20 protein-coding genes and 1 pseudogene are annotated in these 21438 nt (G+C 72.2%); 13 read left to right on the top strand and 8 right to left on the bottom strand.

What is annotated here, in order from left to right:
• Window positions 1–600: MFS transporter (locus E4099_RS11585; RefSeq protein ID WP_135338916.1), on the bottom strand; the 600-nt coding region annotated here is incomplete at its 3' end.
• Window positions 601–680: 80 nt separating this feature from the next.
• On the opposite strand from E4099_RS11585, the gene E4099_RS11580 reads away from it, so the two are divergent.
• Together E4099_RS11580 and E4099_RS34130 are read left to right on the top strand one after the other, a co-directional pair.
• Window positions 681–1100, top strand: coding sequence for a winged helix-turn-helix transcriptional regulator (locus E4099_RS11580; protein WP_209446594.1), 420 nt, complete (start codon window positions 681–683; stop codon window positions 1098–1100).
• A gap of 149 nt (window positions 1101–1249) precedes the next feature.
• Window positions 1250–1467 (top strand): annotated as a pseudogene (locus tag E4099_RS34130) (hypothetical protein); the annotation flags it as partial.
• 227 nt (window positions 1468–1694) lie between these two features.
• On the opposite strand, the gene E4099_RS11570 reads toward E4099_RS34130, so the two are convergent.
• The 4 genes from E4099_RS11570 to E4099_RS11555 form a co-directional block, all read right to left on the bottom strand.
• A complete protein-coding gene (locus tag E4099_RS11570) occupies window positions 1695–2900 on the bottom strand; it encodes a globin domain-containing protein (RefSeq protein ID WP_135338915.1) in 1206 nt (401 codons plus the stop codon).
• Between the two features lie 91 nt (window positions 2901–2991).
• A complete protein-coding gene (locus tag E4099_RS11565; protein ID WP_135338914.1) occupies window positions 2992–3438 on the bottom strand; it encodes an RrF2 family transcriptional regulator in 447 nt (148 codons plus the stop codon).
• Window positions 3439–3785: 347 nt separating this feature from the next.
• The gene (locus tag E4099_RS11560) at window positions 3786–4547 is read right to left on the bottom strand and encodes a MerR family transcriptional regulator (protein ID WP_135338913.1); all 762 of its coding nucleotides are present in this window, start codon (window positions 4545–4547) and stop codon (window positions 3786–3788) included.
• A gap of 105 nt (window positions 4548–4652) precedes the next feature.
• Window positions 4653–5270, bottom strand: a complete 618-nt coding sequence (locus E4099_RS11555) for a DUF1353 domain-containing protein (protein WP_135338912.1) — start codon at window positions 5268–5270, stop codon at window positions 4653–4655.
• A 455-nt stretch (window positions 5271–5725) separates the two neighbouring features.
• Between E4099_RS11555 and E4099_RS11550 the strand changes: the two genes are divergently transcribed.
• The 6 genes from E4099_RS11550 (at window position 5726) to E4099_RS11530 (ending at window position 13530) form a co-directional block, all read left to right on the top strand.
• Window positions 5726–6841, top strand: a complete 1116-nt coding sequence (locus tag E4099_RS11550) for a mechanosensitive ion channel family protein (RefSeq protein WP_135338911.1) — start codon at window positions 5726–5728, stop codon at window positions 6839–6841.
• 226 nt (window positions 6842–7067) lie between these two features.
• Complete coding sequence (locus tag E4099_RS32935) at window positions 7068–7229, top strand: hypothetical protein (RefSeq protein WP_167828346.1); 162 nt, start codon at window positions 7068–7070, stop codon at window positions 7227–7229.
• 375 nt (window positions 7230–7604) lie between these two features.
• Complete coding sequence (locus E4099_RS11545) at window positions 7605–8600, top strand: TauD/TfdA family dioxygenase (protein WP_135338910.1); 996 nt, start codon at window positions 7605–7607, stop codon at window positions 8598–8600.
• A 536-nt stretch (window positions 8601–9136) separates the two neighbouring features.
• Window positions 9137–11344 (top strand): xanthine dehydrogenase family protein molybdopterin-binding subunit, encoded by a 2208-nt coding sequence (locus tag E4099_RS11540; RefSeq protein ID WP_135338909.1) that lies wholly within the window; start codon window positions 9137–9139, stop codon window positions 11342–11344.
• Between the two features lie 11 nt (window positions 11345–11355).
• On the top strand, window positions 11356–11814 hold the full coding sequence (locus E4099_RS11535) for a (2Fe-2S)-binding protein (protein ID WP_135338908.1): 459 nt from the start codon (window positions 11356–11358) through the stop codon (window positions 11812–11814).
• A gap of 345 nt (window positions 11815–12159) precedes the next feature.
• Window positions 12160–13530 carry a COG1361 family protein gene (locus E4099_RS11530; protein WP_135338907.1) on the top strand — a complete coding sequence of 457 codons (1371 nt, stop codon included), beginning with the start codon at window positions 12160–12162 and terminating at the stop codon, window positions 13528–13530.
• Between the two features lie 264 nt (window positions 13531–13794).
• On the opposite strand, the gene E4099_RS11525 is transcribed toward E4099_RS11530, so the two are convergent.
• Complete coding sequence (locus E4099_RS11525) at window positions 13795–14028, bottom strand: DUF6480 family protein (protein WP_135338906.1); 234 nt, start codon at window positions 14026–14028, stop codon at window positions 13795–13797.
• A gap of 181 nt (window positions 14029–14209) precedes the next feature.
• Between E4099_RS11525 and E4099_RS11520 the strand changes: the two genes are divergently transcribed.
• The 3 genes from E4099_RS11520 (at window position 14210) to E4099_RS33595 (ending at window position 17890) form a co-directional block, all read left to right on the top strand.
• Window positions 14210–14836: a DUF6230 family protein gene (locus E4099_RS11520; protein WP_135338905.1), complete on the top strand. Its 627-nt coding sequence runs from the start codon at window positions 14210–14212 to the stop codon at window positions 14834–14836.
• A 237-nt stretch (window positions 14837–15073) separates the two neighbouring features.
• A complete protein-coding gene (locus E4099_RS11515) occupies window positions 15074–15712 on the top strand; it encodes a DUF6230 family protein (RefSeq protein ID WP_135338904.1) in 639 nt (212 codons plus the stop codon).
• 66 nt (window positions 15713–15778) lie between these two features.
• Window positions 15779–17890 (top strand): DUF6114 domain-containing protein, encoded by a 2112-nt coding sequence (locus E4099_RS33595; protein ID WP_209446593.1) that lies wholly within the window; start codon window positions 15779–15781, stop codon window positions 17888–17890.
• A 50-nt stretch (window positions 17891–17940) separates the two neighbouring features.
• Here the strand turns inward: E4099_RS33595 and E4099_RS11505 are convergent, their stop codons facing one another.
• Window positions 17941–18510: a GNAT family N-acetyltransferase gene (locus tag E4099_RS11505; RefSeq protein WP_135338903.1), complete on the bottom strand. Its 570-nt coding sequence runs from the start codon at window positions 18508–18510 to the stop codon at window positions 17941–17943.
• Between the two features lie 107 nt (window positions 18511–18617).
• On the opposite strand from E4099_RS11505, the gene E4099_RS11500 reads away from it, so the two are divergent.
• Window positions 18618–19082: a DUF3093 domain-containing protein gene (locus tag E4099_RS11500; protein WP_135338902.1), complete on the top strand. Its 465-nt coding sequence runs from the start codon at window positions 18618–18620 to the stop codon at window positions 19080–19082.
• 305 nt (window positions 19083–19387) lie between these two features.
• Here the strand turns inward: E4099_RS11500 and E4099_RS11495 are convergent, their stop codons facing one another.
• Window positions 19388–20311, bottom strand: a complete 924-nt coding sequence (locus E4099_RS11495) for a LysR family transcriptional regulator (protein ID WP_135338901.1) — start codon at window positions 20309–20311, stop codon at window positions 19388–19390.
• Window positions 20312–20405: 94 nt separating this feature from the next.
• Between E4099_RS11495 and tdh the strand changes: the two genes are divergently transcribed.
• Window positions 20406–21438 (top strand): L-threonine 3-dehydrogenase (gene tdh / locus E4099_RS11490; protein WP_135338900.1); only part of this gene is annotated, 1033 nt, incomplete at its 3' end.

Here is a 21438-nt window from a genome sequence, read left to right as displayed (position 1 = left end):
CCCGCCCGCCCGCTCACCGCGGCCCCCGGGGAGCACTCGCATCCCGACCAGTACCAGGGCGACACCGATCGGCGCGTTGATGAAGAAGATCCAGTGCCAGTTGAGCAGATCGGTGAGGACACCGCCGAGCAGCGGTCCGACCGCCCCGCCGCCCGCCGAGGCGAAGCTGTAGGCAGCGATGGCCTGAGCCTGCTTGCGGCGGTCGGAGAACACGGTCGCGACCATGCCGAGGATGCAGGCGGAGGCGACCGCCCCACCGATCCCTTGGAGGAAGCGGGACGCGATCAGCGAGGTCTCGCCGGTGGCGGAACCGCACAGCACGGAGGAGGCACTGAAGAGCCCGATTCCCGTGAGGAACACGGCTTTGCGTCCGAACAGGTCGCCGAGCCGGCCGGCCAGCAGGAGGAGCCCGCCGAACGGAATGACATAGGCGTTGACCACCCAGACGAGGTTCTCGGAGGAGAGCCCGAGGCCGCCCTGCACCGAGGGCAGCGCCACGTTCACGATGTTCTGGTCCAAGACGATCATCATCTGGCCGACGCAGAGCAGGGCGACGGTCAGCCACGGCGACACACTCGCCCTGGTGGCAGGCAGGGGCATGGGGAACCTCTCTTTGGGGCACTATTTGTTACAGCAGTCATCTTCTGTAACCATGAGCACCCAGGGAAGGAGGCACTTTTATGTCCCGCAGTCACACGGATGTGTCCGAGGAGGTCACCGCCGAGGCGTGTCCGCTCGTCGAGGTGCTCGATCACGTGGCGGGCAAGTGGAGCATCAGCATCCTGGTCGCCGCCGCGCGCGGCCCTGTCAGGTTCACCGAGCTGGAACGCTCGATCGAAGGCATCAGCCGACGGATGCTCACCTTGAACCTGCGCAAGCTCGAACGCGACGGTCTGCTCACACGGACCGTTCATCCCACCGTGCCGCCGAAGGTCGAGTACGACCTCACCGCCATGGCGCGGGAGCTGTACTCCTCCCTGACCGGCCTGATGGAATGGGCGGAGCGGCACCGCGGCGCCATCACCCGGGCCCGCGCCGCGTACGACGCCACGGCGTCAGCCGAGCCGTCAGGTCAGCCCAGCCCGCAACCCGTGCACTGACGAACGCCACCCCCCACATCCGCCCGGCGCCGGGTTCGCTCACGCCGCCTCCCCGGCGCCCCTGCCGCACGGCGGACACAAGCCGCCCGCCCAGACAGAAAGTTGGGAAGTCGACAGAAGCGGCACATACCGGCGCGGTGCCGCACCCGGCCTTCTTCCCTTCCGCGTTCGCCGCCAGGGCGACCCGGTATCCCGGGCTTACCACGACAAGAAGGTCGCCCAGGGAAAGCACCGCACCCAGGCTCTGCTCTGCCCCGTCAGACGCCGGGCCGACGTCCTCTTCGTGATGCTCCGCGACGAAACCTTCCACGAACCGCGGCCGGCCGCTGCCCGGCTCGCCGACCCACCGCACCCCCGTTGCCCCTGACCGAGTCCTTCCAAGGGTCAGGGGACCCGCCGATGTCCGCTGTCCGCCACCGTATGGCAGCGGTACCGCGGGGATCGGCAGGTCCCCTGTCGCCTCTCGAGCCGGATCCGGCCGTCGCGAGGCAACCGGTCGTCCCGCGACGGCCGGCCGGCGGCGTGCCCCCGGAGGGAAACCGGACGGCCGGCCTCGGTGGGCCCGCGGCGGACGGAGCGCCCCCCGTGGAGGCCTCAGCCGCGGGCGATCCACAGGTCCGGGCCGAAGACCTCGTAGTGGATCGCCGTCGCGGGGACACCGCGGCGCAGCAGGTCGCCGCGGAGCGCCCGCAGGAAGGGCAGCGGACCGCAGAGGCAGACGGTGACGTCCTTGGGCAGGGCCAGCGCGTCGAGGTCCACCCGGCCGACCGACGCCTCCGGGGTCCGGGCGTCCGGCTGCTCGTACCACAGGTGCAGCTGGGCCTGGGGCAGCTGCTCGACCAGCCGGCGCTGCTCCTCGCGGTGGGCATGCTGGTCCGGGCCGCGGTCGGCGTGGACGACGATGATCTCGCGCTTCGAGTCCTCGTCGACCAGCCGGCCGAGCATGGCCATCATCGGGGTGCAGCCGACGCCCGCCGAGGCCAGCAGCAGCGGTCCGTCGCCCTCGGGCAGGACCATGTCGCCGAACGGGGCGGACACGGTGAGCACGTCCCCCGGCCTGGCCTCGCGGTGCAGCCGGCCGGAGACCTCGCCCGGCACCGGCTCGTCCTCACGGTGCTTGACGGTGATGCGCCAGTCCGCCTGGTCGGGGGTGGAGCTCAGGCTGTACTGGCGGATCTGCCGGGCGCCGTCGGCGAGCGGAACCTGGACGCTGATGTACTGGCCGGGCCGGAACGTTCCTGCGGGGCGGCCGTCCACCCGCCGCAGAGTGAAGGAGACCGTGTCGGGGGTCTCCTGCAGCCGCTCGACGATCTCCATCTCACGCCAGACCGAGCCCTCCGGAGCCTCGGCCTCCTCGTAGAGCCCCTTCTCGGCGGCTATCAGGGTCTCGGCCATCAGCCAGTAGACCTCGTCCCAGGCCGCCGCGACCTCGGGGGTGACGGCGTCCCCGAGCACCTCGACTATCGCCGCGAACAGGTGCTTGTGGACGATCGGGTACTGGTCGGCGATGACACCGAGGGACGCGTGCTTGTGCGCGATGCGGGTGATCATGAGGTCCCGGGCACCGCTGACCCCGGGGCCGTCGGGGTCGACCAGCCCCTGCGCGAAGGCCGCGATGGACCCGGCCAGAGCCTGCCGCTGCTCTCCGTTGGCCTGGTTGCCCCGGTTGAACAGGTTCCGCAGCAGCTCGGGGTGGGCCTCGAAGAGCCGCTTGTAGAACCGGTCGGTGATCTCGTTGAGGTGGGCGCCGACGACGGGCAGGGTGGCCCGGATGACGGGGGCGGAGCTGGCAGAGAGCATCAGGGACTCCTAAAGTGGTTAATGATCTTCGCATTTAACGGAGTGGCGACTGGCTACCGCACCCCGGGAGCGACGTGGCTCTGTCGAGGGTTCAGTCGGGGCGGCGCCCCGGAGTGAGCCCGAGCAGGACCGGACCGGTGGGCGAGTCCACCAATTGGGCGACCGTGATCGGATCCAGCGCGCCGTAGAAGGCCTCCTGCGCCTCCCGCAGGCTGCCCCGCAGGCGGCAGGCGGCCCGCAGCGGGCAGGGCACGTCACCCTCGCAGGTGACGACCTCCTCTTCGCCTTCCAGCTCGCGCACGAGCCAGCCGATCGAGGCCCGCCGACCCAGGACGGTCAGCCCCAGTCCGCCGCCACGGCCTCGCCTGGCCTCCACGACTCCCAGATGCTGGAGCCTGGTGACCGCCTTGGCCATATGGGCGTAGGGCACTCCCATCACCTGCGCCACCTCGCGCGTGGTCACCAGCTCGCCCTCTTTGCGGACGGCCAGGCGCATCACTGCACGCAGTGCCAGGTCGGTGAACTTCGTCAGTCGCACAACCCACACGCTAGCAAAATACGAATTCCGGACTCCAATTAGGGTCCCCCCTCGTTCCTGGGCCCGGGACGGAGCGATCACCGGTGACGCCACCGGGCCCCAGCCGCCCGGCTCAGGCGGCTGGGGCAGCCGGATCACCCTGCCTGCTCGCGTCCAGTACCGCGTGATCGGCCGGCCGTGATCGGCGCCCCAGCTCCTTCGGCGTGGTGCCGCCGGCCATCCCCACCACCCCGCACACCAGGGCCCGGACTCCCGTGTCCTGCGGCCGGCCGCGCGGATCAAGCCCGATGCCCTGGCCGGCCACCCCGCCACCCGGCTGCGCGCGTCCGACCCCGGGCGGCCGGGTGCTATCCGGCGGCCCGGCCCGCGTTCGCCCGGATCGCCTCGCGGAGGTGCTCGGGGAGGCCGGGATGGATGGACTGGTAGTACGCCCGGAACCTCGGATCTGTGACGTACATCTCCGCCAGTCCCTCGTGGATCTTCCGATGGCAGTCGAAGAACCACCTGCTGATGTGCTGCCGGTGCGCCTCGGCAAGCTCCATGGCCGCCTCGGAGCCGGGCGCGCCGCCGGCCTCCATCAGGGCCCGGTACCTCGCGCCCCAGGCGGTGATCTCGTCGCGCATCCGACGCCAGTCCTCCTTGCCGTACCCGGCGATGCGACGCTGCGACTCCTGGTAGGAGTGGGTGCCGCCCCAGCGGCGTTCCGACTCGGCCGCGTACTCCTCCGGGTCCCGGTCGCCGAAGACCTCGAACTTCTCTTCCGGGGTGAGGTTGATGCCCATCTTCCGTGCCTCCATGGCGCGTTCCACGGCCGCGGCCATCCGTGTCAGCTCGGCGATCCGGGCCGTCAGCAGCTCGTGCTGGCGACGCAGATGCTCCCGCGGGTCGGTGGCGGGGCCGTCGAGCAGGACCGCGACCTGGTCGAGCGGAAAGCCCAGCTCCCGGTAGTACAGGATCTGTTGCAGCCGGTCGAGGTCGGCGTCGTCGTACCGCCGGTGCCCCGCGTGGCTGCGGCTGCTCGGGTGCAGCAGCCCCACCTCGTCGTAGTGGTGGAGTGTGCGCACGGTCACGCCCGCGAATCCGGCGACCTGACCCACCGAGTAGCCCATGGCTTCCGCTCCCTTCCTGGTGTGGCACCAGCTTCCGTCCTCACGTCACGTGAGGTGCAAGCCGGAGCCCGCGCCCTGGGGTGCGGGGCGCGGCACATCGGGAAGTCAGGCCGGCGGCCCGGCCTCGGGGCCGGTGGGTACCCGGGGCGGTGCGAGGGCCGCCTGCGGTGCGGTGGCGCCCCGTGTCCGACGCCCCGCCGGCAGCACGGTCGGGCGGGCGGTCCCGGCCCGGCCGAAGGGCTTGAGGAGGAGGTACAGAGCCCACTCGACCAGTGCGTACAGACCCAGCCAGAGCAGTACCACCACCGCGGGTACGGCGAGGAAGAGCGCCGAGGAGAGGGCGACCACCAGCCACGCCGCCAGTTGGCCGATCCGGATCCTCGACAGCCCGGAGGCCGCTCGTACCGCCGCCCACATCATCCACCGGCGCAGCAGGGGCACGCCGAGTTCGCGCATGGCGCGGCGGAAGACGCCGTCGGCGTCCGCCCGGTCGGCCAGGTCGGGGTTGCGGCACAGGAAGTCGTGCAGGATCGCCGCCTTGGTGTACCGGCCGTAGGTCGGGAAGAGCCAGACGAAGATCCGGGGTACCGAGGCGAAATCGGTGATGAACCCCGCCGGCACCTCGAAGGTGGTCTGGGCGCCTTGGTAGGTCAGCGGCCTCAGCAGCCGCCAGTCGGTGTCGCTGACTTGTGCCACTTCGACATCGCCACCGGTGAAGGGCATGGCACGGCCTCGTCTCTCTCGCACGGACGCCCTCGCCCGGGCAGGATCGGCCTCGGAAGGCGGCACATGCGGGCGGGGGTGTCCGCTGCCGGACAGGCGGGGCCGCTGGGGAACCGGGAGGGCGGAAAGAAGATGCTCTGCTGGGGAAATGCCCGCTCCGTCAGCCGTTGTAACGGTCCCGGCACCGGCGGGTGGACGAACTGCCCGCGGTCGCGCGCCGGCTGAGCCCGCGACGGCTCCCCGTGGCCGATGGGGCAGGATGGCACCTCACGTCAGGCCGCCGTTCGGTGCCTTGGCGTGGTTGCACATCGATCAGGCACAAGCAGGTGACCAGTGAGAACACAGCACGCGCAGGCCCCGGTACCGGAGGCCGCCGTACGGCCTGGACCCGGCCGCCGCCCGGCGCCGGGCAGGTCCGTACCCGGCAGGTCCGGCCGCATACCGGGAGGTGACCGGTGACCCGCGCACTCACCTGGCACGATCTGCTGATCGTGGCCGGCGCGCTGGGGGCCGGCGCGCTCGCCGCGCTGCTGCTCCGGCCGGCGCTGCGCTGGCTCGCCGAACGGGCCCGCCGCACCCAGTGGAGCGGCGACGACATCATCGTGGACGCGCTGCGCACCCTGATCCCCTGGGCGGCCATGGCAGCCGGTTCCGCGGCCGGGGCGACGGCCCTGCCGCTCACCTCCACGACCCGGCACACCGTCAACCAGGTGCTGGTCGCGGTGCTCATCCTGGTCACCACGGCCACCGCGGCGCGGGTGGTGGCCGACCTCGTACGGTCGCTGGCGCTGACCCGGTCGGGCGCGACGGGCAGCGCCACCATCTTCGTCAACCTCACCCGGATCGCGGTGCTCGCCATCGGGGTCCTGATCCTGCTGGAGACCCTGGGCATCTCCATCGCCCCGCTGCTCACCGCCCTGGGAGTGGGCGGTCTGGCGGTGGCCCTCGCGCTCCAGGACACGCTGGCGAACCTGTTCGCCGGGGTGCACATCCTCGCCTCGAAGACCGTGCAGCCTGGCCACTACATCCGGCTCAGCAGCGGCGAGGAGGGCTATGTGGTCGACATCAACTGGCGGAACACGGTGATCCGGCAGCAGGCGGACAACCTGGTGATCATCCCGAACGCCAAGCTCGCCGACGCCATCACCACCAACTTCCATCAGCCGGAAGAGCAGATGTCCATCCTGATCCAGGTACGGGTCGGCTACGAGAGCGACCTGGAGCACGTGGAGCAGGTGACCGCGGAGATCGCCCGGGAGGTGATGACCGAGGTGCCCGGCGGTGTGGCGGACTACGACCCGCTGGTGCGCTTCCACACCTTCGGCGATTCCGGCATCGGATTCTCGGTCATCCTGCGCACCCTGGAGTACACCAACCAGTACGTGATCAAGCATGAGTTCATGAAGCGCCTTCACCGGCGGTACCGGGCGGAGGGGATCGACATCCCGCGGCCGGTCCGCACCGTGGAACTGCGGCCTACCGGCGAGCTGTCGCTGCCCGGCCCACGCGGGCCCGAGGACGACCGCGGACTGCGGCCGGAGCCGGCGGTCGGGGTGTCCGCCGCGGGATGACCCGGCGGTGGGCGGGCCCCGCGGCCGGCGGAGCGGATCTGCGCGCGAGGCCGGCCGCGAGCGTCCCGGTGGCGCTGTCAAACGTCTGAACAGGACACGCCATAATGTGGCCGGCAGGTGATATCGCCGCTGCTCCGGCACCTCACCAGCCCGTACACTCAGCTACCGCTTCCGGTCGGCCGTCGGCGGGAAGCAGTACGCCGACGATTCGTAAGGGCACATCGACGTGAGTTCCGTAGACCGTTCCGACACCCCCATCTATGCCGGCCTCGTGGAAGAGCGCGGCGACGTTCCGGCAGACGTCCGGCAGGTCGCCGAGCAGACGCTGCGCGAGGTGAGCCGCGTACTGGACTTCAGCGATGTACGGGTACCGGGGGTCTACCGCTGACGGTCTCCCCCGCCCTGGGGGCTGCCCCCGGGATCCCGCCGGCCCGCGACCTTCTGACGTTCGCTCACCGTGCGGCAGCCGGGCGGGTGGCACGACCCACGGTATCCGTCACCGGCGACCGGGACTCGAGCCCGTACCGGTGAGGGCCCTGGGCCGCCGAACGGCCGTGCCGTGCAAGGCGGCCGAACCGGCGAGGCGGGCGCCGTACGCGCGTGGAGCCGCCGCCTCCGGCTCTCCGGGGCACGCTGGTACCGGCGCGGCCGAGGAGCCGTCCGGTCCCCGGACACCGCGCTCCGGTGAGCGCAAGTCTCAGATATTCCTCAGATCTTCTCCGGAATGCGAACACCCGAACGAGGCGTTCGTAGGGTCGTGATCATGACCTACCGCGGCACCCACACCCTGCGCATCAACGATGTGTCCAAAGCCGCCCTGAGGGCCGCTCTGGAAGAGGCGCGCATCGACCTCGGTACCACACTCCCCGACACCGATCCCGCCCGCTACGGCGAATACGGCGCCAAACACCTCCGCAACCACCTGCCCGCCGCGGCTCTCGAAGCCCTCGCGGGGTGGCGGCACTCCCCCACTCCATGGTTCACCCTGGCCAATCTGCCCGGCCCGGCCGATCCGGTACCCACACCCCGGGACGGTTTCAGTGACGAATCGCTGCTCACCACGCCCAACCTGGTGCACTTCGGGATCCTGCGGCTGCTCGGGCTCCTGCCGGTGGCCTACCGCTGGGAGAACGACGGCCGCCTGATCAGGAACGTGGCACCGCGCGCCGTCGCCGCGAGCAGCCTCACCTCCTGGGGTTACGCCCAGCCGCTGGACTGGCACACCGACGACTCGGTGCTCGACCACGCGCCCGAGGCGGACATCACCGCGGCCATACCCCACTACCTCTCCTTCTTCGGCATGCGCAACGACGAAGGGGTGCCCACGGACCTGCTGCCGGTGGACACGGTCCTGGCGGCGCTGCCCGCGGCGACCGCCGAGGCGCTGCGGCGCCCCGAGTTCACCATCAGCGCACCGGAGTCCTACCGCGCCACCGACAGCGGCAAGCCGCTGAGCAGAACCGGCGTCCCGCTGCTGTGGAGCCTCCCGGACGGCAACCCGGCACTCTGCTACGGCCCCGGTCTGCCGGCCGGCATGACCTCGGACGCGCGGGAGGCCCTGGCCCGACTCGAGGAGTGCCTCGCCGGCCTGCCGGGGCATCCGGTCATGGTGTCGGAGGGCGGCTTCCATATCTTCGACAACCGCCGGGTCATGCACCGCAGGGTGCCGTTCGAGCCTGCCGCCGACGGGCGGGCCCGCTGGCTGCGGCGGTGCTACGCCCACCGTCCCGCGGGCGGCCTCGCACCGGCGTCTTCCTGACCTGCCCGCCCGCTTCGGGCGCCCCAGGAGCGGTCCTCCGTCCCCGGGACCTCGACTGGGGGTCGCACCGCGGACGGCCGGCGCCGGGGACGCGCGCCCCCCACTTCCCCGGCGCCTCCGGACACCGCGCCGGGCCGACGTGCCCGCCGCGCGCCGCCACGACGGTCCGCCCCACCCATCCAGAGCGATACCCCACCCCCCGCATCGATCACTCGTTCGGGTGATCGCCTGTTGGAGCCGAATGGTGCACTGTGGAAGAAGGCGGAGCGGGGCGACGCGCATCCGGCACGGCCGGTGTGCGCGGACAGGGTAGTGGGAGGGGTCCGCGGGGATTCGGTGTCTTCGGCCAGGGCTGTGGCCAAGATCTCCGATGGCTTGGCAGTTCCCTGGATTCGGCGGGCGTGAGACGGCCTCAAAGCCCCGGCGATCCGGAGTGGCTTCAGGGATGTCGCGTACGGGGAGGGCCTGCGCCGCCGCGCCGCATGCGGGCTACCGGCCGGCAATGATCTATCGACTGTCCACGGATTGGGGAGGCCATGGCAGACCACGGCAGGCGCAGGTTTCTCACCTATTTGGTCGCCGCGCCCACGCTCGCGCTCGCGACCCAGGTGGGGGCGGACGCGGTCGCACCGGCAACCGCGGAGGCGGTGATACCGACGCTGCCGGCCCCCGCCGACCTCGTCGATCTCGGAGATCTGCTGATTCTGGCCGGGGCGCCGACCGCGGGCATGCTGGTCCTCACCATCGGCGAGGACGGGCTGGTGACGTTCCGGCTGCCCAGGGAGGAGGTGGGGCAGGGGCTCACCACCGCGGTGGCGATGCTGGTCGCCGAGGAGCTCGACCTCGGGCTGGACCGGGTCCGCGTCGAACTCGACGATGCCCGCCCCGAGTTGCTCTTCAACCAGATGACGGGCAGTTCCAACTCCATCCGGTCGCTCTACGGCCCGGTGCGGCACACCGCGGCTGCCGCCCGAGCACGCCTGCTCTCCGCCGCCGCGCAGCGCTGGGGGGTGTCCGCAAAGGACCTGCGCACCCGGGACGGCGCGGTGCTCGCCTCCGACGGGCGCTCCGCCTCCTACGGTTCGCTCTCCTCCGAGGCGGCCGCGCCGGACCTCCAGGCACTGACGGCCACCCCCAAGCCGGAGTCCGCCCACACCCTGGTCGGTACCGCCACCTCGCGCATCGACGCCCGGGCGATGGTCACCGGCCGGCAGCAGTACACCCTCGACCTGGACATACCCGGCGCCAAGCCGTGCATGGTGCGCCGACCGCCGTCCGTCAACGGCACGGTGGAGTCGGTGAACAACGAGGCGGCGGTGCGGGCGATGCCGGGGGTCCTCGATGTGGTGGAGATACCGACCGGTGTGGCCGTGGTCGCCGAGACCTTCGGCCAGGCACTCGACGCGAAGAACGCCCTGGACGTCACCTGGGGTCCCGGGACGGTGGACGCCTTCTCCGACGACGGCATCCGGGCCAGGCTGAAGTCCGCCACGGCGCCGTTCGTGGTGCCGCCGCTGCTGACCAGGCATCTGGACGCCGAGTTCGACTTCGCCTTCGTGAGCCATGCGCCGATGGAGACCAACTCGGCCGTCGCCGACGTGCGGCCGGACCGCGCCACCATATGGTCGGGGCTCAAGACGCCCATCGTGGCGCGGGAGTCCATAGCGGCAGCGCTGGGCCTGCCGCTGAGCAAGGTCACCGTCCATGTGATGCAGGCGGGAGGCTCTTTCGGGCGGCGGCTGTTCTTCGACGCCGCGCTGGAGGCTGCCCAGGTGTCCAAGGCCAGTGGACGCCCGGTGCGGCTGATGTGGTCCCGGATCGACGACATGCGCCATGGCCGGATGCGGCCCGCCACCCACCACCGGATACGCGCGACCTACGCCGGCGACGAGGTGCTCTCCTTCGAGCACCGGGTGGCCGCCGTGGAGACCGACTTCCGGCATGGACTGGGCGAGATGATCACCTCGGTGGCGGCGAGCCTGCCGCCCGGCATCGGCAACGCCGGATTGGCCCAGACGCTCTTCCTCACCACGGTCAAGTCGCCCTACCACTTCGGGCTCACCACCCAGTTGCTGACCGAGGTGCCGTTGAAGATGCACACGGGTTCCTGGCGTTCGGTGTACTCGGCGAACACCCGCGGGGCCGAGGAGATCTTCGTCGACGAGCTGGCCCGGTCCCTGGGCAAGGACGAAGTGGAGTTCCGCCGCACCTTCGCCAAGAGCGACCGGGCTCGGGCCGTACTGGACAAGGTGGCCGAAGAGGGCCAGTGGGGGCGGTCGATGCCGGAGGGCCGGGCCCAGGGGATCGGACTCCACGAGGAGTACAAGTCCTGCACCGCCTGCCTGGTGGAGATCGACTGCGGCGACCGCGGCCATCCCCGGGTCACCAAGGCGGTGATCGCCGCGGATGTCGGCCGGCCGATCAATCCGCGCGGGATCGAGGCCCAGTTGCTCGGTGGCCTCACCGACGCCATCTCCACCACCCTGCGGGCGGGGCTGCACATCGACAGGGGGCTGCCACTGGAGGGCAGTTACTCGCAGTTCCACTACGCACGGCAGAAGGACAGTCCGCCGGAGGTGAAGATCTTCGTGATGCCGGCCGACGGCGAGCCCGGTGGCGCGGGCGAGCTCGGGGTGCCGGCCGCGGTCGGGGCGATCGCCAACGCCTTCGCGCGGGCCACCGGCACCTCGCCGCGCAGCTTCCCGATCCACTTCGACGTCGACTTCACCCCTTTCCCCCGCTAGGAGTCCCGGACATGCCCTCCCACACCTTCACCGTCAACGGGGAGACCGTCACCGTCGAGGCCCCCGACGACCTGCCCCTGCTCTGGGTGCTGCGCGACCTGCTGGGTATCCGGGGCCCCAAGTACGGCTGCGGCATCGACGTCTGCAAGGCGTGCACCAGCCATCTGGACGGGGAGGCGGTGCGCCCCTGCGTGGTGCCCGTCTCCACGGTGGCCGGCCGCCAGGTCACCACCATCGAGGGCCTGGCCGACGGGGACGACCTCCATCCTGTCCAGGAGGCATGGCTGGAGCAGGACGTCGCCCAGTGCGGCTACTGCCAGCCCGGTCAGATCATGGCCGCGGTGGCCCTGCTCAAGCGGACCAAGAACCCGACCGACGCCGATATCGACGCCATCGCGAACGTCTGCCGCTGCGGCACCTACTTTCGGATACGCGAAGCCATCAAGAGCGCCGCGGCGAAGATGCGTTGAGACCTGCGAGTGTGCCGGCAACCCGCGTTGGGGCACGACCCGGAGCCACCGGAAACCCGCCGTCGGGTGATCCTCAACGCCTGACGGGATCGGCGGCGAGGGCGTTGGCGCGGTTCTCGTGTTCACGGCGGGCCGACCCCCGGGACGTAGTCGAACGCCGGTGCGGGGATCGGCCGTCCATGCCTCGATGTTCTCGGGAGAGGCAAGCGGGTGGGCCGGCAGCCGGGTGTTCTCCAACAGGGCCGGAAACCGACGGGCGGCAAGATCTTCCGCCATGTGATGATCCTCCCGGTGCGCCGGGGATGCCGGCGCGTCAGTCGCGTTACCAACCCTTGGGGGGTAGCAATGAGACTGTTCCCAGCTGGACGCCACGTACGTCTCAGATCCGGCGCCGCGGTGGCCGTGGCGGCCGGTCTGCTGGCTGCCGGCCTCGCCGCGCCCGCGTTCGCTGACGACGACCCGCCGCAGAACGACCAGTTGTGGATCAACGAACCGTACGAGCAGACGCTGCCGCTCGGCGTCGACGGCGGTCAGCCGCAGTCCCGCACCCTCGGCGTCGGTCTCTACCACGACAACGAGAACTTCACGGTGACCGACGGCAGGCTCACCGTCGACATCTCCGATCTCGCCGGGGTCGCCGAGGTGACCTGGCCTGACAACTGCACGCCGAGCGGCACGACCGCGGTGTGCGACATCCCCGTGGTGCCCACGATCGGGGGCGACTACAAGCACCAGGTGTTCCTGACGGTGCGCGCGGCCGACGGCGCCGAAGTCGGCGCGCAGGGCAGGATCACCTACGAGGCGACGGCCACCGGCGGGCCCGACGGCACGCTCACCGCGCCGCACGAGAGCTTCGACACCACGCTCACCGTCGGCACCGGGCCCGACCTCGTCATCGATCCCATCGCCGACATCGAGGGCGGTCAGCCCGGCGACGAGCAGACGATCCCGTTCAAGGTCACAAACAACGGCAACCAGAGCGCGAACGGGTTCACCGTCAAGCTCAGCGCCTCGTACGGCCTGACGGATCTGACCCGGTACGACGCCTGCACCTACACCACGACGGACGGCAAGGACTACGCGCCGTCGAGCACGGCGTTCTGCACGTTCGACCAGGTGCTGGCACCAGGCGACTCCTTCGAGCTGCCCGAGCCGCTGACGGTGCGGCTCGCCCCGCACGCGCTGAACGAGCGGCTCGACATCGACGTCAAGCCGGGCGGCGGCGCCCAGGACCTCGACTCCCGGAACAACTTCACGATCTTCCAGATCGGCGCGGAGAACACCGCGGACTTCTCCGTGACCGGTGACACCATCTCCGGCGCCGCGGGCGAGACGGCCACAGCGGAGCTCACGTTCAAGAACAACGGCCCGGCCTGGTTCGGCTTGCTCGGCTCCGGTGACCCGGTAGCCGAGGTCCGGCTGATCGTGCCCCAGGGCACCACGGTCACCGGCGTGCCGTCCGGCTGCTCCCCGCGCACCCTCGACGGCGGCTACTACCCGCGGCAGACGGGCGCCCCGCGCTACGACTGCGACCTGCGGTACTGGGTGCTGGAGGACACCCAGCGCACGTTCGCGTTCTCCGTGCGCGTCGACACCGTGGTGCCCGGCGCGACCGGTGCCGTGAGCATCCACCCCCCGTTCGGCGAGTTCGGCACGTACCCCTTCGGCTTCGACCCGAACGTCACGAACAACACGGCGGTCCTGGCCGTCAACTGACGAGCCCGGGGGGTTCGGAGCAGCCGTACGAGCGGCTGCTCCGAACCCCCGCTTCGCGGGACGGACGCTGCCGGCCGGTCTGGGCCTGGGCCTGGCGCGTCGGCGCCGGGCGGCCTGACCGCCGGCACCGCGCCGGCCGGTGGCAGGACCGGCACGGCAATCAGGTGGGACCTGCGCCCCTGCCAGGTGGAACCTGCACCGCGACCGGGTGGGGCGGCCGGCGCGACGACCGGTCGGCCCGCTGTGCCGCGGCACACGCGCGGGTCACCGCGAGACGACCACCGCGAAGGCGACGCAGAAGGCGGCGAAGAGCACGACCAGCACCAGGATGATGGTCGTGGGGCCTTTGGCCCACCCTTTGGTGGGGTTGTACGTCTCCTGGGGGCCCGCGCCGGACATGCTCGACTCGCCGGGTGGGGTCTCGCCGGGCGGCACCTTCGAGGCCGGCTCCGGCCGCGAGGGACCCAGCGGTCCGGTTTCAGGCGTTTTATCCGTCATGTCTTCCGTGTTCCCCCATTCTGCCCAGCTCTACCAGCGCCCCAGCAGGCCCGGGGCTCGCGGTTGCCGGGCGGCGGTGGCGGCGTTCCAATGGATCCACGATCCGAACCCTCCCCCTCGTACCCACCCGTACAGCCACCGGCGAGGCCCCCGGTGGGGCCCTACCGAGAGGTGGTTCCCCGTGGCAGGCCGTTCCTTCCGTTCCGCCGGGCACACCCGCTGGGCACGCCTGGCACTGGTGGCGGTACCGGTCCTGGCGCTGTCCGGGGTACTGGTCGCCGGGGTCGGCGCCGGCGCTTTGCCCGCCTCCTTCGCCGTCTCGGCTCGATCGGTGGTGCTGTCCGGGCGCACCCTGCAGATCTCGGCGGACCGCCTCGACGGGCAGGGGTTCACCCAGTACGTCGCGGCCGACCACTCGGCCAGAGGGGACAGGGCGACGGCCGTGACCGGAGTCCGGTCCGCGGACCTGCACCGACTCTGCCAGTCCACGGTCATCGATCTCCCCGGCGTCGGGCACGCCACCCTGCGTATCCGGGCAGGGGGCGGCGGTACACCGGCCCACGCCGACCACCTGGTGGTGCACACCGATGCCATCGCCGGTGACGCGACCTTCCGGAACATCGTGATCGGGGAGGACGCCGGCTCCTTCGCGGACGTGCCGGACGCCCCCGCCGGGGCGTTCGGCCAGCGGGCCGACACCGTGCGGATCGACCATCTGCGGCAGCAGGCGACCGCGGTGAGCGCCTCGGTCTTCCGCCTGAACGGTCTCAGCATGACCGTCACGCCCGGCGTCCACCCCTGCTACTGAGGCACCGGGCACCGGCGGGCTCCACCGCCGGTTACTGAGCCGAACAGGCCCATGGTGATCACCCGATGCGGTGGCGGCGGAGCAGAGCAGTGACCGGCCGGGAGCCAGGGCGTTGGCACGAGTGCATCCGTGCGCCCGTGCGGAACCCGTACCCCAGCCCGGCCGGGCGGTTCCCGGCGCGCCGCCCGCGGGCGCCATCCCGCCTGCCGCCGAGGAGCCCGAGGAGAAAGTGGAGCGATGACCGATGTCCAGGAACGGGCCCGGCCCATGGGACGGACCCGGTGGCTGCGGCTTGCCCTCGTCATGGTGCCCACCCTGGCGTTGTCCGGGGGCGTACTCGCCGCGATGGCGACGGGTGCGCTGGCCTCGTCCTTCGGGGTGTCCGCCAACGCCTTCACGGTGTCCGGGAGGAGCTTCCAGATTTCCGCGGACACCCTCAGGGGCCGCGGTTTCGAGCAGTTCGGTGTGCTCGACCGCGGGGCGAACGCGGCCTATCCGGAGGCACTGACGGCCATCCGCTCGGCCGATCTGGTGAATCTCTGCCAGTCCGTGGTGCAGGAGGTGCCGCTGTTCGGGGCGGTGACGCTGCGGCTGTCCTCGGGCACCGGCGACCGGCCGGCGCACGCCGACCGCCTGGTGGCGGACGCCCATGAGCTCGCCGGCGACGCCTCGTTCCGGCACATCACCATCGGGCAGGACGCCTCGACGCTGACCGAGGTGCCCGGCGTCACCGGGCCGCGGGGCGGTTTCGCCCAGCAGGCCGAAACCATGCGGATCGACGATCTGCGGCAGGAGACCCGGTCGGTGAGCGCGGCGACCTTCAGGCTGCCCGGACTGCACCTGGCCGTGTCGAGGGGGGAACACCCGTGCTTCTAGGCCGACGCACGGCGCGGCGCACCGACCACGATGCCCCGACCTCTGCGTCCCATCGGGTGGTCCGCCATGGGTGAGGCGGCGGTGCCGGGCCGGAGCGGGCCGCTGCGGTGGTGGCGGGCGTTCCGCGACTGGCGACGCAGCCGGCCGTTCTGGGCCGGCGTCTGGACCCTGCTCGCGGGGGTGGAGCTGCTGTCCATTCCGCTGGCGCCGCTGAGCCTGCTGATCCACGAGGGCGTGGCGGGGGTCTCCGGGGTGCTGATGGGCGCCTTCCTGATCCTGCTGGGCATCAGCCTCTGGGTGGCTCCCGGCTACCGGATCTTCGCCGGTGTGGCCGCCCTGGTCTTCGCGGTCGCCTCGCTCGTCCTGTCCAATCTGGGCGGCTTCCTGGTGGGGTTCCTGCTGGGGGTCCTCGGCGGGTCGATGGCGGTGAGCTGGGTGCCCGACGGGCGACCGGGGAAGCCGCGCCGCCCTCCGCGCGGTGGCCCACCCGGCGGACGCTGGCCGCTGTGGGGAGGCGGGTCGCAGGTGGACACAGGCGATGGCGCCGGGCCCGTCCCGGCCGAACCGCGGCCGCCGGCGAGCGCCGGTGGTGGCGAACGCCGCGGGTCGGCGGGGTCCGCCGACGGTGCGGCCCGGCCGGCGATCCCGGCAGCCACCGCGTACGGCCGGATGAGCCGGGCCAACCGGCTGCGCGTTCTGGGGATCCTGCCGGCCGGGGCGCTGCTCGCCACCGGGTTGCAGACGCCGGCGCCGGCCGCGCCACCTCCGCCGCGGGTCCCCACCGACGCCCCCGAGACTCCGGTGGTCGGGCAGCGGCGGGACGACGAGCCGCTCTCGGTGTGCTCCCTGCTGGATGGCCTGCTGACGGCTGTCGGAGCCACCACCCGCGGATCCGGCTCCGGCCCGGCCGGCGCCGAGCGGCCCCGGCCCGGGGAACGGGGGAAAACCTCCGAGCAGCGCGCCCGGCCCGAGGAACAGGGAGAAGCGCCCGAGCGGCAGGGCCGGCCCGCGGAACAGGGGAAAGCTCCGGAGCGGCAGGCCCGGAACCTCCCGCCCCGAGCCCGGGTGCCGGATCCGCGCGGGCTTCGGCCCCCCGTACGGGACACTCCCGCGCCGTCCCACACCCCAGCCGATGACGTCGGCGAGGAGCCCCGGGTGGAGCCCGAGGCCGAGCCGGCGGGCGGTCTGCTGGGCGCCCTCGCCGGTCTCCTCGGCCTGGGCCGCCACCGTGCGCCCGTTACCCAGGGGGACGAGCGCGAGCATGAGGCGCCGCGGCCCGAGGACACCGCCGCCCCGGCCGAAGAGGGCCGCCCTCCGGCCGACTCGCACGGCGAGCGCCCATCCCGGCCCGAAACCCGGCACGACAAGGACCAAGACAAGGCCAAGGAACGTGACAAGGCCGAGGACCGTGCGGAATCCGGGCACGGCGAACCGCCCGCCCCCTCCCTGCTCACCGTGGAGACACCGCGGCTCCCCTCGGACGGCGGCATGCGGGGCCTGGGCTCGCTGCTCCCGCTGCGGATTCGAGTGGGCTCCGGCGACCGGCGCTCACCGTGGTGCCTGCCGGAGGTCTCGCTGCGGCTGTCCGGGGCGGTGCCCTCGGGGGTGCCGGCCGCCGGCCGCCCCGCCGTGATCCGCACCCCGCTGCTGGTGCTGACCGGTCTGACGTACCGCGGGATCATCGAGCTGACGACCGCACAGGGGCCGGAGCGGGTGCTGGCGTTCACCGTCCACCGGGTGGACATCGCCGCGCTGCGCCAGGACAGCCCGCTGCTGGGGCCCGCTTGCGGGGTTCCGGGTGATGAGGGGCACCCTCGGTTCGTCGGACTGCCCGGCCTGGCCCTGCCGCTGCTGGACATGGGCATCCCGGGCATCGGAGTGGTGGACCCGCACTCCTCGGACCCCTGGTCCGACTGCCAGGGCGTGCTGGAGACGGACGGCGACCCGGCGGGCACCGTCACCGCGACCGGCGCGCCGGTGGTGCTCTTGACCAAGGTGCTCAGCGGACGGCTGCTGGGTCTGCTGCCGGTCACCTTCAGCCCGCGGATGCCTCCGCCGCTGCCCCCTGGTCTCACTCTGCCGATCCCGCTGTTCTTCACCGATGTGCTGGCCCACAACCAGCTTCTGGAGGCGGACCGGCTCCAGCTGCCGGGACTGCGCCAGGCGGCCTCGGCATAGCGGCCGCGCCGGACGCCGGAGGAGCGGGAGTCGGCGCAGGGCCCGCGCGGCTACCGGTGCCCGCGGCCCTCCTGCCATGCCTCGCGGGTGAGGGCGTAGTCGACCTCACCGTGTTCGGAGCCGGGAATGGCCTCCGGCCAGTCGCCGAAGTAGGTGCGCACATAGGTCAGTCCGGACTTCTCCATGACCCGCCGGGACCCGCTGTTGACCGCCATGGTGTTGGCCACCACCCGCTCCACCCCCAGCTCCGTGAAGCCCTTGTGGATCAGCGCCCGGGCGCCCTCCGTCGCATAGCCCTGACCCCAGGCGGCCTTGTGCAGTCGGTAGCCGAGTTCGACCACCGTGCCGTCGTCTTCCTCCAGCGGCCGGAACTCGAACCAGCCGAGGAACCCGCCCCGGGCGCGCTCCTCGGCGGCCCAGAAGCCCGGCTCGCCGGTGCCTGGGAAGACATGGGCGAGCCGGGGCAGCACCCGGGTGCGGACCGTCTCGCGCGGGGTGGGCCGGCCGCCGGTGATGAAGCGCATCACCTCGGGGTCGCCGTCCAGTTCCACCAGGTGGTCCTCGTCGGCTTCGGTGAACCGGCGCAGACGCAGCCGGTCGGTCTCCAGGAATACGGACATGGCGCGAACCCCACCATGTACTCCCCCTGTCGGCAACGCCGTTTCGGCGGCGGCGCGAACCGCCGCCCCGCGGTCGGCTCCCGGCGAGGGGCTGGCATGCTGGGCGTATGCCTCTCTACCACGAGCGTCTGGCGGTTCCGCGGGTGTGGTGGCTGTTCGTGTTCCTCGCCGGGCTGGCCACCGGGCTGATCGCCCTGCCGCTGGGCGCGGCGGCGGCCGGCTGCGGACTGCTGCTGGGATCCGGGGTGGGCGCCGCGGTGGCCTTCCGCTACGGCGCGTCGAGCGTCCGCGTCACCCCCGGCTCCCTGGTGGCGGGCCCGATCCGGCTGCCGATCGAGGCGCTGGGGCTGCCGGAGATCCTGGACGCGGAGGAGGCCCTGGCCTGGCGCACCTTCCGGGCCGACCCGCATGCGCTGATGCTGCTGCGCGGCTATGTGCCCACGGCGCTGCGGATCGAGATCACCGATCCCCGATACCGCGCCCCCTACCTGTATCTGTCGACACGTCAGCCGATGACGCTCGCCGCGGTACTGGCCTTCGCCCGGCGGCCCTGCCCGGCCGATCCACGCTGAGCCGCGCTCCACCACGCCGAACCGCCGAACCGTAGAACCACCGCACCGCGCGGGACGGACGGTGCGGCGGAGATCGCCGTCGAGCCGAGCCGCCCGTACCGGCCCCGGTCCGGCGGCCGGCCGCACGTCCCGGAACCGTCCGGCCCCGCCGGCGGCCTCCGCCCTCCGACCGCGGCGCCCGACTGTCGGCCTCGCCCCCGAACCGTCCGGGCCAGGCGGCCCGCCTCCAGCGCCCGAACCGGCCGGCCAACGGCCCGCCCCCGCTCCCCGGCTCAGCGCGTCGCCCCAGGCAGCCCCCGGCGGGGCTACGGTGCGGTCCTGGGGCCGAGCCGTGCGGCGCTCTGGCGCAGGCCGTCCAGGGCGAACCGGAGCAGCGGGTGGTGTTCGCTGCCGCGCCGTACGGCGGTGAAGACCCGGCGGGTCGGCGGCCGACCGGTGACCGGATGGACGGTGGCCCCACCGAGGTCCAGGGCGTGCAGGGCGGAACGCGGCACCAGGGCCACCCCCGCACCGCAGGTGACCAGCGCGCTCACCGCGCGGAAGTCGTCGGACAGGCAGTCCACCCGCGGCTGGAAGCCGGCGTCCTCGCAGGCGCGCAGCACCACGTCGTGCACCGGGTTCCCCGGCCAGGGGGTGATCCAGGGATCGGCGGCCAGGTCGGGCAGGGCGACCGCCGGGCGGCCCGCCAGCGGATGGTCCGGAGGCAGCACCACGTCGAAGGGTTCCGCGTAGAGCGGTTGGCGCAGCAGCGCGTCCGCTCCGCAGCCCAGGGTCTCCCGGTGCTCGACGGCCACCGCCACGTCCACCTCACCGTCCAGCAGCAGCCGCAGGCTGATGCTGCCCTCGGCGTCCTTGACCCGCACCCGCACCTGCGGGGCCGGGTCTCGCAGCGCCGCGACGGCCGGGGCGACCACCTCGGTGATCGCGGTCGCGAAGGCCGCCACCGTCACGTCCCCGGCGAGCCCGGCCGACACCGCGGCGAGGTCCGCCTCGGCCCGCTCTATCTGGATCGCGATGCGGGTCGCGTGTTCGGCCAGCAGACTGCCGGTGGCGGTCAGCCGCACCGAGCGGCCGCGCCGCTCCAGCAGGGTGTGGCCCACCTCCGTCTCCAGCGCCGCCAGCTGCTGGGAGGCGGCGGACGGGGAGAGGTAGAGGGCTTTGGCCGCGGCGGTCACCGTGCCGTGCTCGGCCAGGGCGCGCAGCACCCGGAGTCTGCGGGGGTCGATCATGGGCCCATTCTCCACCCTGTGAAGTACAGCTTCACAGCATTCCGTGGAAATTGTCGATGGACTTCACAGGTATCGGCAGACGACAGTGGCGCTCATGAAGGCACTGGTAAAAACCGACGCCGGCCCCGGCCTGGAGCTGACCGACGTCCCCACCCCCCGACCCGGCACCGGCGAGGTGCTGATCCGAGTGCTGCGCACCGGCATCTGCGGCACCGATCTGCACATCGAGAGCTGGGACCAGTGGGCCGCCCGGACCGTGCGCGCCCCGCTGGTACTCGGGCACGAGTTCGTCGGCGAGGTCGTCGAGACCGGCCCGGGCGTGGCCGACATCTCGACCGGTGACCTGGTCAGCGGCGAGGGCCACCTGGTGTGCGGGAAGTGCCGCAACTGCCTGGCCGGCCGCCGCCACCTGTGCATCCGGACCATCGGGCTGGGGGTCCACACCGACGGTGCCTTCGCGGAGTACCTGGTGCTGCCGCAGTCCAACGTCTGGGTGCACCGGCACCCCGTCGACCTGGATGTGGCCGCCATCTTCGACCCGTACGGCAACGCCGTGCACACCGCGCTGTCCTTCCCGGTGCTGGGCGAGGACGTGCTCATCACCGGGGCCGGGCCGATCGGCATGATGGCCGCGGCGATCGCCCGGCACGCCGGCGCCCGCAACGTCGTGATCACCGATGTCAGCCCGTACCGCCTGGAGCTGGCCCGCAAGCTCGGCGCCACGGTGGCACTGGACGTCCGCACCGGCTCCCTCGAGGAGGTGATGGCCGAGCTGCGGATGGCCGAGGGCTTCGACGTCGGCATGGAGATGTCCGGCCGCGCGGACGCCCTGCGGGAGATGGTCGCGCGGATGGGCCCCGGCGGCCGGATAGCCGTGCTGGGGCTGCCCACCGGCGACGTCCCGGTGGACATGGCGACCGTGGTCACCCGGATGCTGACGCTGCGCGGCATCTACGGCCGCGAGATGTTCGAGACCTGGTACGCGATGTCCGTGATGCTCCAGGGCGGCCTGGACATCAGCCCGGTGATCACCCACCGCTTCGGCTACGCACAGCACGCCGAGGCCTTCGCCACGGCACGGTCCGGGCAGTGCGGCAAGATCGTCATCGACTGGACCCGGCCCACCC

This window comes from Streptomyces palmae (assembly GCF_004684805.1).
Classification (GTDB): Bacteria; Actinomycetota; Actinomycetes; order Streptomycetales; family Streptomycetaceae; genus Streptomyces; species Streptomyces palmae.
The sequence above is the reverse complement of the archived record's forward strand: the minus strand, read 5'-3'. Positions and strand labels throughout refer to the sequence as shown.

Excerpts from the sequence above, each read along its gene's own strand:
- E4099_RS11505 (WP_135338903.1), bottom strand. The coding sequence starts at position 18,510 with ATGTCCGTATTCCTGGAGACCGACCGGCTGCGTCTGCGCCGGTTCACC.
- E4099_RS11570 (WP_135338915.1), bottom strand. The coding sequence starts at position 2,900 with ATGCTCTCTGCCAGCTCCGCCCCCGTCATCCGGGCCACCCTGCCCGTC.
- E4099_RS11495 (WP_135338901.1), bottom strand. The coding sequence starts at position 20,311 with ATGATCGACCCCCGCAGACTCCGGGTGCTGCGCGCCCTGGCCGAGCAC.
- E4099_RS11500 (WP_135338902.1), top strand. The coding sequence starts at position 18,618 with ATGCCTCTCTACCACGAGCGTCTGGCGGTTCCGCGGGTGTGGTGGCTG.
- E4099_RS33595 (WP_209446593.1), top strand. The coding sequence starts at position 15,779 with ATGGGTGAGGCGGCGGTGCCGGGCCGGAGCGGGCCGCTGCGGTGGTGG.
- E4099_RS11580 (WP_209446594.1), top strand. The coding sequence starts at position 681 with ATGTCCCGCAGTCACACGGATGTGTCCGAGGAGGTCACCGCCGAGGCG.
- E4099_RS11545 (WP_135338910.1), top strand. The coding sequence starts at position 7,605 with ATGACCTACCGCGGCACCCACACCCTGCGCATCAACGATGTGTCCAAA.
- E4099_RS11535 (WP_135338908.1), top strand. The coding sequence starts at position 11,356 with ATGCCCTCCCACACCTTCACCGTCAACGGGGAGACCGTCACCGTCGAG.
- E4099_RS11540 (WP_135338909.1), top strand. The coding sequence starts at position 9,137 with ATGGCAGACCACGGCAGGCGCAGGTTTCTCACCTATTTGGTCGCCGCG.
- E4099_RS11555 (WP_135338912.1), bottom strand. The coding sequence starts at position 5,270 with ATGCCCTTCACCGGTGGCGATGTCGAAGTGGCACAAGTCAGCGACACC.
- E4099_RS11560 (WP_135338913.1), bottom strand. The coding sequence starts at position 4,547 with ATGGGCTACTCGGTGGGTCAGGTCGCCGGATTCGCGGGCGTGACCGTG.
- E4099_RS11530 (WP_135338907.1), top strand. The coding sequence starts at position 12,160 with ATGAGACTGTTCCCAGCTGGACGCCACGTACGTCTCAGATCCGGCGCC.
- E4099_RS11515 (WP_135338904.1), top strand. The coding sequence starts at position 15,074 with ATGACCGATGTCCAGGAACGGGCCCGGCCCATGGGACGGACCCGGTGG.
- E4099_RS11525 (WP_135338906.1), bottom strand. The coding sequence starts at position 14,028 with ATGACGGATAAAACGCCTGAAACCGGACCGCTGGGTCCCTCGCGGCCG.